Source organism: Ferruginibacter sp., assembly GCF_014377975.1.
Taxonomy (GTDB): domain Bacteria; phylum Bacteroidota; class Bacteroidia; order Chitinophagales; family Chitinophagaceae; genus Ferruginibacter.
Genome location: NZ_JACMOO010000002.1, coordinates 1 through 12,535, shown reverse-complemented (window position 1 = coordinate 12,535; position 12,535 = coordinate 1). Strand labels below are relative to the sequence as shown.

The 12,535-nt window shown below is 38.3% G+C and carries 11 protein-coding genes; 6 read left to right on the top strand and 5 right to left on the bottom strand.

The genetic code is table 11. The features are described from left to right. A partial coding sequence (locus H7254_RS00080; RefSeq protein WP_301931031.1) for a Gfo/Idh/MocA family oxidoreductase occupies window positions 1-415 on the top strand: 415 nt, incomplete at its 5' end. A 97-nt stretch (window positions 416-512) separates the two neighbouring features. Beyond that, window positions 513-1,049 carry a YceI family protein gene (locus H7254_RS00075; RefSeq protein ID WP_301920786.1) on the top strand — a complete coding sequence of 179 codons (537 nt, stop codon included), beginning with the start codon at window positions 513-515 and terminating at the stop codon, window positions 1,047-1,049. Window positions 1,050-1,205: 156 nt separating this feature from the next. Here the strand turns inward: H7254_RS00075 and H7254_RS00070 are convergent, their stop codons facing one another. Next, window positions 1,206-1,844, bottom strand: coding sequence for a 4'-phosphopantetheinyl transferase superfamily protein (locus H7254_RS00070; protein WP_301931030.1), 639 nt, complete (start codon window positions 1,842-1,844; stop codon window positions 1,206-1,208). A gap of 91 nt (window positions 1,845-1,935) precedes the next feature. On the opposite strand from H7254_RS00070, the gene dcd reads away from it, so the two are divergent. Further along, complete coding sequence (dcd, locus tag H7254_RS00065) at window positions 1,936-2,472, top strand: dCTP deaminase (protein ID WP_301920788.1); 537 nt, start codon at window positions 1,936-1,938, stop codon at window positions 2,470-2,472. Between the two features lie 48 nt (window positions 2,473-2,520). Here dcd and H7254_RS00060 read toward each other — a convergent pair whose 3' ends face one another. Beyond that, window positions 2,521-3,600, bottom strand: coding sequence for a DUF3810 domain-containing protein (locus H7254_RS00060; protein WP_301931029.1), 1,080 nt, complete (start codon window positions 3,598-3,600; stop codon window positions 2,521-2,523). 115 nt (window positions 3,601-3,715) lie between these two features. Here H7254_RS00060 and H7254_RS00055 point away from each other — a divergent pair, with 115 nt between their 5' ends. The 3 genes from H7254_RS00055 (at window position 3,716) to plsX (ending at window position 5,550) form a co-directional block, all read left to right on the top strand. Then, the gene (locus H7254_RS00055; RefSeq protein WP_301931028.1) at window positions 3,716-4,258 is read left to right on the top strand and encodes a DUF177 domain-containing protein; all 543 of its coding nucleotides are present in this window, start codon (window positions 3,716-3,718) and stop codon (window positions 4,256-4,258) included. A gap of 68 nt (window positions 4,259-4,326) precedes the next feature. Then, a complete protein-coding gene (rpmF, locus tag H7254_RS00050; protein WP_301920791.1) occupies window positions 4,327-4,521 on the top strand; it encodes a 50S ribosomal protein L32 in 195 nt (64 codons plus the stop codon). Between the two features lie 81 nt (window positions 4,522-4,602). Further along, entirely contained in the window at window positions 4,603-5,550 is a 948-nt protein-coding gene (plsX, locus tag H7254_RS00045; protein WP_301931027.1) for a phosphate acyltransferase PlsX, read from the top strand. Between the two features lie 146 nt (window positions 5,551-5,696). Here plsX and H7254_RS00040 read toward each other — a convergent pair whose 3' ends face one another. The 3 genes from H7254_RS00040 to H7254_RS00030 form a co-directional block, all read right to left on the bottom strand. Further along, window positions 5,697-7,217, bottom strand: coding sequence for an AAA family ATPase (locus tag H7254_RS00040; protein WP_301931026.1), 1,521 nt, complete (start codon window positions 7,215-7,217; stop codon window positions 5,697-5,699). A 146-nt stretch (window positions 7,218-7,363) separates the two neighbouring features. Beyond that, window positions 7,364-8,461: a VWA domain-containing protein gene (locus H7254_RS00035; protein WP_301931025.1), complete on the bottom strand. Its 1,098-nt coding sequence runs from the start codon at window positions 8,459-8,461 to the stop codon at window positions 7,364-7,366. Between the two features lie 658 nt (window positions 8,462-9,119). Then, the gene (locus tag H7254_RS00030; protein WP_301931024.1) at window positions 9,120-12,212 is read right to left on the bottom strand and encodes a DUF2723 domain-containing protein; all 3,093 of its coding nucleotides are present in this window, start codon (window positions 12,210-12,212) and stop codon (window positions 9,120-9,122) included. Between the last annotated feature and the right edge of the window lie 323 nt (window positions 12,213-12,535).

Genomic DNA, 12,535 nt, shown 5'->3' with positions numbered 1-12,535 from the left:
CTGGTTTGATATGAGGTTGTATTATCCATCTTTAAGTGTTCGCCTGAAGGCCGGTAATATTGTAAGGGAAGCTATTCCGGCCAATGTAATACATGGTATGAAGGGGTCGTTTATTAAAACCAGGGGCGATGTGCAGGAGGCCGATTTGCTTGCTGGCAAAAAGCCGGGCAATGATAACTGGGGCACAGAACCGGCAAGCGAACAGGGATTATTGCACACAGAAATTGAAGGTAAAGTAGTTAGAGAAACAATTCTGTCAGACAAGGGCAATTATGGGGATTACTATGCGGGAATGTATGAAGCCATCGTTAATGGTAAACCTGTGCCGGTAACGGCTGAAGAAGGTATCAATACCATCCGTATTATCGAAGCTGCCATTAAAAGCAATAAAGAAAGAAGGGAGGTGGCCTTATAAATAATTCACCTGGGGAAAAAAGCTACCAACTTAGTTATTTGAAAAATTAATGTTTAAACATTAATTAATTAATTAACTTGCGTAAAAATAAAAAAATATGGCAACAAGAACCTGGGCAATAGACCCATCACACAGCGAAGTACATTTTAAAATTAAACACCTGATGATAACAAATGTTACAGGTAGCTTTAATATTTTTCAGGCTTCTGTAGTAACAGAAGAGGAAGATTTTTCTACAGCTAAAATTAGTTTTACTGCAGATGTAAATTCTGTTGATACAGGTAATGAACAAAGAGATGGGCATTTAAAAGGTGCTGATTTTTTTGACGGGGCAAATTATCCGCAACTTAAATTTGTTGCTACCAAATCGGAGAGTGTAGACCATGACGGCTCTTACGAAATGTATGGCGACCTCACTATTCGGGAGATAACAAAAAATATAAAATTTTCGGTTGAGTTTGGTGGCGTGGTGAAAGACGCTTACGGGAATACCAAGGCGGGTTTTACCATAAATGGAAAAATAAACCGTAAAGATTTTGGATTAACCTGGAGTGCTGTAACAGAAGCGGGCGGCATAGTATTAAGCGATGAGTTAAAAATCATCAGTGAAATACAGCTGATAGAGCAGGCATAATTTTATCTGACCGGCAACAAAATTAATTTTTAAAGAGGTCGCCCACAATTTGTGGGCGACCTCTTTTTTAAAATCTTGTAAAGAAGTTTACTGAATGGTATAGCTGTTTAAATACCTGCATTTAATTGTTTGTATTTTAAAAGCCGGTATAGCATTTCAACTCATTACCCAGGCAATGCAATTGCCATTTAAATACAGCAGGTGTACTTCCAGTTTAATATGCGTATTTTTTGATACGTAGCAATGTGCAACACCTTCATCACCTGTAAACTCAATGGCGTTAATGTGCAGGTGTTCAATAAAATCAATTTCGCCATCGCCGTACCATTTGTATAATGCTTCCTTTATGCTCCAGGCTGCCGTAAGCAGACTATCACGAAGCATTTGTACAGAAGTGTTTTCAATGGCTGCAATCATGTCCAGTTCTGTTGGTGATAAAAATTTATGTTTTATGTTTTCTACTTTTTCAGTTACTAATTCCACATCTACGCCCACCCTCAAGCCGCTGCTCACCATCACAGCTGCGTAATCACCACAATGCGAAATGGAAAAATGATAGGCTTCGTTTTCCAAAAATGGTTTTCGTGTGTCTGCAATGCGTATCAGTTCATACGGAAAATCAGGATACATTTCTTTTAACAAATACCTGCCTGCCAAATGTTGTAACTGTTTCTTCGGATGGGTAATCTGCCGTTGCAATGGCACCTGTTGTAAAAAAAAATCCTTTTCTTCGGCTATTCGCCAAACACCTAATTTTGTTGAGAAGTTAATATTTTGTTGATAAACGAGCGGCATATTAGCAGTTGAATTTTCAATTGGCTTATGAATATTTTATTTTTTGCAAAATAACACTTAAACATTTTTATACAACAATTTATTACTACCCATGATCCTTAGTGATACAAGAATTTTAGAAGAAATAGCAAATGGCTCCATTAAAATAGAACCCTACGATAGAGAATGTCTGGGCAGCAATAGCTACGATGTGCATTTGGGAAAATTTCTAGCTACCTACAAAGACAAAGAGCTGGATGCAAAAAAACATAACCAGATTTATCATTTTGAAATTCCGGAAGAAGGTATTTTATTATTGCCACAAGAATTTTACCTGGGCGTTACCGAAGAGTATACAGAAACACATGCACATGTTCCTTTTTTAGAAGGAAAATCATCTACTGGTCGCCTTGGTATTGATATACACGCTACAGCAGGTAAGGGAGATGTTGGCTTTTGTGGTAACTGGACGCTGGAAATTTCTGTAAAGCAGCCTGTAAGAGTATATAAAGGAATGCCCATCGGACAATTAATTTATTTTCCGGTGGATGGAGAAATTGAAGTAAAATACAATCAGAAAAAAAATGCCAAATACAGTGGGCAACCCAATAAGCCGGTGGAAAGCATGATGTGGAAAAACCAGTTTTAATGCTCTTCATTGCCAGGGAGTATAGAAAATTTGGGTTGATCGCCCATTTTAAATGCTGCCATTTTTTTTATAATAAGCAATTAAAAAGCCGGTCACTTCATCATAACTTAATACACCCGATGGTTGCTGATTGCTTTGTAAATATTTCCCGTACATCCAGCGTATTACGGGTTCAAAAGGATTTTGATGCCGCTGGTTAAAATTGCGCATTTCTTTTAAATCGCCTTTTACAGAAGGCAATAATTGATGGGCCAGTTCTTTTGCTGCTGTACTGTCAACTAAATACAAATTTCTGTCTGTGTATAAAAAAAGATCTAGGTAAGCTGAGTAAAGAAAAGCGCTGTCTTTTGAAGCCGTGGCGGCGAGATACCCTACAAAATTGGCTTCATCTTCTTTTGCATATCCAATCTGGTGGCCAATTTCATGACAAGCGGTGTAGGGTTGTGAAAATTTTGGTATGGTAGTATTTACCTGTGCCTCGCCGGTAAAAGGATTATAATAGCCGGTAAATCCTGCATAATTTCCCAACCAGCCCCATAAAGAAATTTTTATATTTTTTGTGTTGTACTCCAAAAAAGAGTATTTTTTTGACACCTCCGAATAAGCTTCTGCTGCTTCTTTGAATATTTCTTTACTGGTTAAAATTACCGGTCCGTGATGCAAACTGGCCGCTTTACTTGCATTCACTTTTTGTAGTAATATAGTATTCACTATTTTTAAATCCTGAGCTGAATATTTTTCCATAGTCAGGCCAAGTTGGAAAGCAATTCCACGGCGGTTATAATTTATACCCCAAAAAATATTAAATACTACATAAATCATCAGTAAAACAATGAGTGTTTTTGAAAATGTATTTACCAGGGATTGCCAGCTTACCTGTTGTTTTAGTAATGCCTTTATGCCCTTTACAGCTTTAAACAACAGCCAGATAACAACAGCTCCATACAGCAAATCGCCGAGGCTAAAGGGCAGCCACCCTGTAACAGATCTAAAAAAAATAGCAGCAAAGGGATAAAATCCCGTAGAATAATACCGCTCTGTTATAAAAGAATTTGCTGAAAAAAGGCGGATTAAAATGACCATTAGAAACAGCACTGCCAAAAAAATCCCCCTCTTTTTATTTATCATACAGTTTAAAAATAATGAAAAACAAGTTGCCGCCGGATTTTACAACAATATATTGATATTAATGATTAAAATTAATCTAAAAAACTTACCTTCGCCGTCCTTTAAACCGGAGGTAATGGGAAAAAGAAAGGCAATAGAGATAGCTTTTGTGGGTTTAAAGCCCGGGATTCATGAGTTTACTTACAACGTAGATGACTCATTTTTTGCAGGTGACGAAGCAAGGGAATTTGCCAATTGTACCGCTACGGTGAAATTGCAATTAGATAAAAAAAATAGTTTTTTACTATTGAAATTTGAAGTGGGAGGCGTAGCAGATGTAGCTTGCGACCGGTGCGGAAACCCTTTGAAAAAAGATCTTTGGGATGAATTTAATATGCTGGTGAAAATGGTAGATAACCCAGAGGAAATGAACCAGCAGGAAGAGGATCCGGATGTATTTTATATTTCAAGAACTGAAAGCCATTTATACCTGAACGACTGGATATTTGAATTTGTAAGTTTGAGTGTACCGGTGCAAAAGTTGTGTAGTGCGGAAGAATTGGGAGGGCCAAAGTGTAACAAGGATGTGCTGGAAAAATTAAGGGAAATGGAGGCCAGTGAAGATGCAAACAATGCCAACGCTATCTGGAAGGGGCTGGAGAAGTTTAAGAAGAATTAAAAAAGTTATAGTTATAAGTTAAAAAGAGTTTTATACATCATTTACAATAACAATTAAAATTTACAAATATGCCAAATCCAAAACGACGTCATTCGCAGCAGCGCAGTGCAAAGAGAAGGACGCATTATAAAGCAAGCGAAACAACGTTATCAGTTGATAAGACTACTGGCGAAATGCATGTACGTCACCGTGCACATGTAAGTGAAGGCAAGTTATATTACAAAGGACAAGTGGTTGCTGAAAAAGCACCTCTAAAAGCATAATATTTTTCAAATGCTGAATTCTAAGTTCTACATGCGGTTTTCGGATGCAGGTCTTAGAATTTTTTATTTAACGAATGTACTATGAATATTGCTCTTGATATGATGGGTGGCGATTATGCACCCCTCGAAGCAGTAAAAGGTATTTCACTTTTTTTGGCCGAAGGCCACAAAAATATAATCCTCACTTTGATTGGTGATGAAACCAAAGTGAAGGAGTTACTGGAAGCTCATGCTATTTCATTAAATAATATAGAGCTTGTTCATGCGTCGCAAATTATTGAAATGCAGGAGCACCCTACCAGGGCGTTGCGTGAAAAAAAAGAATCTTCCATAGCCATTGGTTTTCAGTTATTGGCCGCGGGGAAAACAGATGCTTTTATAAGTGCCGGAAATACAGGTGCTATGATGGTGGGAGCATTGTTTAGCATCAAAGCCATTGAAGGATTGTTGCGCCCCACTATCGGAGCTTACATACCAAGAGAAAACGGCACACTCGGGTTGTTAGTGGATGCAGGTATTAATTCGGATTGTAAGCCTGAAAATTTATCCCAGTTTGCTACACTGGGCTCATTATACGCCGAGCATATACTGGGCTATGCAAACCCCAAAGTTGGCCTCATCAATTTGGGCGAAGAAGAAGGAAAAGGCAATCTTCTTACACAGGCAGCCTATTCTTTATTAAAAGAAAACAAACATATCAATTTTATAGGCAATATCGAAGGACGTGATATTTTGCTGGATAAGTCTGATGTGATGGTTTGTGAAGGGTTTACCGGAAATGTAGTTTTAAAACTGGCTGAAAGTATTTACGATTTGGTGCAGCGCAGAGGTATAAAGGATGAGCATTTTGACCGGTTTAATTTTGAAATGTACGGCGGTGTACCGGTATTGGGAGTAGCTAAGCCGGTTATAATCGGACATGGCATTTCGAAAGACATAGCCTTTAAAAATATGATTGGCATTGCGCAGCAAATGCTTGAAAAAGACCTGCTGCAAAAAATGAAAGACGCGTTTATACAAAATGGGTAACCATCTGCCCAAATAAAAACTGTTTATCAAAGGATAATATCAACTGAAATTTTATCAGCTTACATCCGAGATATCTGCAGATCTGTTGGATTGCTGTTTATGTAAAAGGAAAGCAGGAGAATTAATCCCCCGCTTTCCTGCCTGTTTTAATTAAAATCATTCTCATTTAAATCCTCATCGCTAAAAGACCGGCTGCCCATATTGAGCATACTGCCCATCAGATCTTTAAACTCAATTTTTCCTTCCATTACTTTTTTACTGATCAGTGAAAAAGCTGCAAGACCATGCAATACAAATTCCATTAATAAGGCAATCTCTTTTTCGCTCGCAGTTTTGTGGTGCTTTTTTACCAGCGCATGCAAGCCATCTACTTTATATAACAATTGGGTTTTATCCTCATCCTTTGTATCAAAAAATACATCCAGGTGGTTGCCACTGTCAAACCAGCAGGTGATGGGGCGGTAAGGATTTTCTTCCACCGAAAGGTCTTTTCCTTTTTTCTTTTTTAAAGTATCCGGATTGGGAAAATACAAACTGAATTGTGTACGTATGGCTTTCTCTAATAAATTAAATGCAACCTGGTAAGGTCCTTCCTGTTCCCCTTCATACACCAGTTCAATTTTTCCGGTAATAGAGGGAATGATGCCGACCAGATCACTGATCCAAACCTGAGTTTGTTTTTCATTATTGATGATGGCCCTGCGTTCGGCTGCACTTACTGCGTTTTCATAAGCAGCAATAGTAAGCCTTGCACTCACCCCACTTTTTTTATCTACAAATTCACTGCCCCTGGCTTCAAAAGCAACCTGTTCAATTAGCCGTTTTACCAGGTCGCTTACATTTACAAGGCCGGCCTGGTCTTCATTTATATTGGCTTCCTGCTCGGTAATGGCCAAAGAGGTTTCTATTGATTTTGGATAGTGCGTTAATATCTGGCTTTCTATCCTGTCTTTCAAAGGTGTTACAATACTGCCTCTGTTGGTATAGTCTTCTGGATTGGCAGTAAAAACAAACATCACATCCAGGGGTAAACGCAGTTTAAAACCACGTATCTGTAAATCACCTTCTTCTAAGATGTTAAATAAAGAAACCTGTATCCTTGCCTGCAGATCGGGCAATTCATTGATAACAAAGATACTCCGGTTGCTGCGGGGTATAATGCCGTAATGCAGTACTCTTTCATCTGCAAAACTCAATTTTAAATTGGCTGCTTTAATTGGGTCAATATCGCCAATCAAATCTGCCACGCTTACATCCGGTGTAGCAAGTTTTTCCCCGTACCGCTGGCTGCGGTGTAACCAGTTAATAGGGGTATCGTCACCCTGTGTTTCAATCAAATCAATTGCATAACGCGAAATAGGCTGCAGCGGATCATCATTGATTTCACTGCCCGCAACCACAGGAATATATTCATCTAACAATTCTATCATCTGCCTGGCCATACGAGTTTTTGCCTGGCCACGCAAACCCAGAAACAAAATGTTGTGGCGGGAGAGCAGTGCCCTTTCAGTATCCGGTATTACCGAATCTTCGTATCCTAAAATACCCGGAAACGCATTTTCTTTTGCCCTGATTTTTTTTATCAGGTTATCACGTATTTCATCTTTGATGCTTCGGGAAACGTAGCCGTTCTTCTTGAGTTCGCCGAGTGTTTTTATTTTATGCATTTTTTTATTTTTGCTGTTTAGGCGTTTTGCCGTTTTTGTTTTTTGCTGTTTAGATACTTCAACGTTTTATGTATTGCCGTTAACTTGATGTGGTCCTCTATAGAAAATAAAAAAGCCTGAACTACTCATCGGAAAAATTATCTAAACTAATATACTGTTTTTCTTTTGCCACTTTCAAAATCTTTAAACATAAATGCACCCAGTTTATCAAGTGATGCAAAGAATGCTTTGCCATTATTTGTTTCTGTAAATTCCTGCACAAATTTCTGCAGATAAGGGTCAGATGCAATCATAAAAGTTGTGATCGGAATCTTTAATTTTTTACATTGTGTTGCCAGACTCATACACCGGTTCAAAATTTTCCTGTCAACTCCAAAACTGTTTTTATAATATTTTGCGCCCACTTTTAAACAGGTGGGTTTACCATCGGTGATCATAAAAATTTGTTTGTTCGGGTTTCTTCTTTTACGTAATAAATCCATGGCTAGTTCAAGACCTGCAACCGTATTAGTGTGGTAGGGGCCTACCTGTAAATAGGGCAGGTCCTTCACTTCAATAGTCCATGCATCGTTGCCAAAAACTACAATGTCCAATGTATCTTTTGGATATTTTGTTTGTATCAGTTCACTTAAGGCCATGGCTACTTTTTTAGCAGGCGTAATTCTATCTTCTCCATACAAAATCATAGAGTGAGAAATATCTATCATCAACACGGTAGAGGTCTGGCTTTTAAAATCTGTTTCCCTTATCTCCAGGTCATCTTCGTGCAACCTAAAACTTTCTGCACCATGGTTAATCTGGGCATTACGGATAGACGCAGTAAAATCAATTTGCTCCAGCGTATCACCAAATTGAAAAGGTCTTGATTCAGGACTAATTTCATCACCGCCACCTGGTTTAAAAGTATTATGGTTTCCCTGCCTTGTTTTTTTAAGTTTGCCAAAAATTTCTTCCAGGCTTTTTTTACGAATGCCCTGTTCTGTTTTGGGCGTAATCTTTATTTCTCCTTTGTCTTTCTTTTCATCAATATAGCCCTTGTCTTTTAGGTCTTCATAAAAATCGCCCATGCCATATTCATTGTTGGTGAGTTTATATTCGTTGTCCAACTCATTCATCCATTGCATTGCTTCCCCAACATCGCCATTGGTATAAGTCAGTAGTTGCATAAAAATATCCAGCAATTGTTCAAAGCGGCTTTTAGCGTTTTCAGTTGGATCGTATTTTGAAAAATTATATCCCTTCATAATAATAGTATTAAGATTTAAAAACAGTTATTTTGTTGTTTCCCTGCAACATTTAGTTTAAAATTATATGGCTGAGAAAATATATAAAAATTAATTTTTCCATGCCTAGGTTGGTGGGGCTCAACCTCGGCTAGTACTGTTAACGAGTCCTCCTCGGCTAGTTTATAAATAGTAAAGTATTCCAATAATGGTTATCATACATCTTATAAGAATTTTTATAAAAATAATTTTAAGATACCTTATTCTTCGATAAGGTTACACCTTTTTCATAAATGCTCGCTGCGATAACCTCTTCGCAAATGTGTCATCAATTATAAATGCTCAATCATTTTTATTTCTTCTTTCTATAATTTGTACCCCAACTTACTCAAGAGCGAAAATTTTTTTTATTTTTAAAAACTTCTAGAAAACCATGTGTTGTTTTAGTGTATCCCTTGCCCTACAGAGGGTAACACTCTTGTATATTATTTTCCATTAATTAAAGCTTTGTGATTTTGTTTTTGTCGGATTTGCGATACGGCTTCAATTCATTTGCAAAGACAACTACAATATATATCACAATGTAAGAAACAATCATCTGAACTGATTGGTTCGGTTGTTAAATAAAAAAATCCTTTCACCCTATTACGGTGAAAGGATTTTTTTATCTAGAAAACCATTATTTTTTACCGCTATCGGTTTTTTTTACAGGTGCGGTTGTATTGTTAATTGTCTTAGGTAGTTCTAATTGTTTGGGTGTTTTATAAAACTGTTCCATTTGCTGAATTCCTCTTAAAAGGTTGGCACCAACTGCCATATCCCCTCTTTCTCCATCAAACTGGCTAACCCTTCTTTCATTCAGACTATTATAATAAATCATTTGCTGATCCAGATCTTTCTTTAAGATGCGGGTAACTTTTTCAGCCAGGGCAGTATCACCGGCTTTGTAACAGGCATCTAAAAATTGGTAAGATACATAGTTGTGCTGTTGAAAACGCGATACCATGCCATAGCTCATATTCTCTTCCAGCATTCCTTGATCACATTTTTCCAGCATTTTTTTTGCTTCTTCTTTTTTACCATTTTCGGCTAAATTAGCGGCGGCTTTGGCGTAGGCCAAACGAATACTGTTCAGGTGTCTGCGGTTTTCTTCATCAAAATAAACGCCTGAAACATTGGCGTTGCCAAATACAAATTTGTTCATCATTTTATCGTACACCCAAGCCTGGTTTACTTCTTTATTTACTACGGGAACCAGTCTGTAAGTAAGTCCATCCTGGCGCAGGTACTGGCTAAATCCAAGTTCACCATATTCGCTGGTAAAATAAATGGGGCGTTTCCATTTATTGGCGGCAATAATATTCAGAATGGCAGTTTCTCCTTTTTGCAGGCCCGATCTGGCAGGGATATCAAACTTCACTTCACTCACAACACTATCTTCTGCATTAACAGTACCATTCGCTTTCACCAGGTTGATATCAACAGGAATTTTTACCTTTCGGCTTGGAAAAACATTCAAAGTACTTCCGTCTCTCGCCTGTTCCACTTTTGCCGGGTCATCACTACCTGCATAATCCTTCATCATGGTATACAAATCCATATACTGATTTGGATCAATACCCGCTTTCGGTGCGTAATAAATATAATCTCTTTTGGCCCCTTCTATCTGGTCGGCCGACCAAATTGGATCAATGGGATCACTTTTGTTTATTTTGTACCGCAACTGGTTTATGTACGAATCGGTACCCAGTAAACTACTGTTGATAACCCGTATATCACGGCGTATTCCTTCTACCTCCTGTGCATACCACAAAGGGTAGGTATCATTATCTCCGAATGTAACCAAAATAGCATTGGGGGCGCAGCTTTCCAGATAATCTATAGCGAGGTCTCTGGCCAATACTTTTTTACCACGGTCATGGTCATCCCATTCCTGGTTACCCATAATTACCGGTACTGCTAAAAAACAAACGCCTGCTGCAACATAATTGGCTACACTGGCACTCATAAATTTCTGCAGTAATTCTTTTACATACAATACGCCAATACCTATCCAGATGGCAAAGGCATAAAAACTTCCTACAAAGGCATAATCCCTTTCTCTTGGCTGGTTACCCGGCATATTTAAATAAATAACAATAGCAAAACCAGTAAAGAAAAAGAGCAGGCCAATGACAAGACCATCTCTTTTATTTTTTTGATAATAATAAATTAAACCTAACAGACCCAATATAAGGGGCAAAGCAAAAAGGCTGTTATTGGCTTTATTGTGTTTCATACTGTCGGGCATAAAACTCTGGTTACCCAGCCTGGCATTATCCCAGAAAGCGATACCTGTTTTCCAGTTTCCGTCCCGTACATTACCCATTGCAACGCCCTGCACATCATCCTGTTTGCCGGCAAAATTCCACATAAAATACCGCATATACATCCAGCCAACCTGGTATTGTGCAAAGAAGCTGATATTGTCGGCCATGGTGGGTTTACCGGTCCATTCGCCTGTCTTAGCATCCTTTCCCAAGCCGGCAAAATTGGCATAATAATCAGCGTGACCCTGGTCATTGCCCTGGTCCCACATTCTTGGGAAAACATGCATGTCTTCATCGGCATAAGTAGTCTCTATCTTACGGCCATTTTTTGTGTATTTATCTTTCCCCTTAATATAAGTATCTATATACTGCTGGTCGGTAGGTTGTGCAGTAAAATCCTGCCCAACTATCAAAGGAAAATCGCCATATTGCTCACGAGCGAGATAGCCCACCAGGTTTACAGGGTTATCTACATTGTACATGTCAATGGCGGTATCGGCATTACTTCTTATCAGCGTGGTGAAGTAACTGCTGTAGCCCAATAGCATAAAAGTAAAACTCCACAAGGCAAGTTTTAAAAAGTTCCAGTTTTTTTTATTGGCCATGCGCAAGGCAAAATAAATAAGTACACCCAGGAGAACAAAGAAAAAACTAAAACCACTAAAAAATGGCAGGCCAAAATCATTTACAAATAAGATATCAAAATTTCCGGCGCCTTTAATGGTCCATTGAATTACAGCTTTTTGAATGATGCCGGTAATGGCACAACCAATAATAAAGGCAAAGAAAATTCCCCACTTGGTTGTTTTATATCTTTTAAAATAATAGATCATTACCATTGCTGGTATCGTCAACAGGTTTAGCAAATGCACGCCAATTGAAAGTCCCATCAGGTAAAAAATTAAAATTAGCCACCGGTCGGCTCCGGTAAAATGCCCGGTAATACCAACCTTATTTTCTTCTGTAACAGCCGACTCCCATTTTACCATGGCCCAAAAAACCAATGCGGTAAAGAAAGATGACATGGCGTATACTTCTCCTTCCACCGCGCTGTACCAAAAGGAATCTGAAAAGCAATACGCCAGCGAACCTACGGTGCCTGCTGCAACAATGCTAAACAATTGCGCCCCGGTTAATTCTTCATTTGCTTTCTGTACTAATTTTTTTGCATAATGCGTAATGGTCCAGTATAAAAATAAAATAGTAAAACCGCTACTTAACGCACTCATCAGGTTAATACCAGTTGCAGCATGTTTGGGATCAAATGGTGCCATAAACAAACGGCCGATTAATACAAAAAGCGGCGCGCCGGGCGGATGGGGAATTTGTAATTTATAGGCACTGGAAGCAAATTCACCACAGTCCCAAAAACTGCCGGTAGCTTCCATGGTCATAATATAAACAGTGCAGGCAATGATACAGATTATCCATCCTGAAATGTTATTAACACGTTTAAAATTCATATAGAAGTGGGTTATAAGTGGGCAAATATAAAACTATCAACCCATTGATAAGCTGGGATAACAATTTTTTATGAATTAATAATCAGGCATCAATTACCGTTTTTTAAAGTTCAATCATTTTGCAATCAGGTATAAAGGGTAACAATTATGCCACAGAAGGTTTGCAAACCACACTTTTTTTTTAAATCTTTGTAAAAAAATAAGCGTATGAAACAAGTAGCATTATTTGCTTTTACAGTTTTGATAATGAGCGCCTGCCGCCAGGTACAGGGAAGTGGTAATATCGTTACCGAAAATAGAACCACCGCTGATTTTACCGGTAT

What these genes read in the sequence shown, in the direction of transcription:
- H7254_RS00075 (WP_301920786.1), top strand. Translation starts at nt 513, where the DNA reads ATGGCAACAAGAACCTGGGCAATAGACCCATCACACAGCGAAGTACAT.
- H7254_RS00070 (WP_301931030.1), bottom strand. Translation starts at nt 1,844, where the DNA reads ATGCCGCTCGTTTATCAACAAAATATTAACTTCTCAACAAAATTAGGT.
- dcd (WP_301920788.1), top strand. Translation starts at nt 1,936, where the DNA reads ATGATCCTTAGTGATACAAGAATTTTAGAAGAAATAGCAAATGGCTCC.
- H7254_RS00060 (WP_301931029.1), bottom strand. Translation starts at nt 3,600, where the DNA reads ATGATAAATAAAAAGAGGGGGATTTTTTTGGCAGTGCTGTTTCTAATG.
- H7254_RS00055 (WP_301931028.1), top strand. Translation starts at nt 3,716, where the DNA reads ATGGGAAAAAGAAAGGCAATAGAGATAGCTTTTGTGGGTTTAAAGCCC.
- rpmF (WP_301920791.1), top strand. Translation starts at nt 4,327, where the DNA reads ATGCCAAATCCAAAACGACGTCATTCGCAGCAGCGCAGTGCAAAGAGA.
- plsX (WP_301931027.1), top strand. Translation starts at nt 4,603, where the DNA reads ATGAATATTGCTCTTGATATGATGGGTGGCGATTATGCACCCCTCGAA.
- H7254_RS00040 (WP_301931026.1), bottom strand. Translation starts at nt 7,217, where the DNA reads ATGCATAAAATAAAAACACTCGGCGAACTCAAGAAGAACGGCTACGTT.
- H7254_RS00035 (WP_301931025.1), bottom strand. Translation starts at nt 8,461, where the DNA reads ATGAAGGGATATAATTTTTCAAAATACGATCCAACTGAAAACGCTAAA.
- H7254_RS00030 (WP_301931024.1), bottom strand. Translation starts at nt 12,212, where the DNA reads ATGAATTTTAAACGTGTTAATAACATTTCAGGATGGATAATCTGTATC.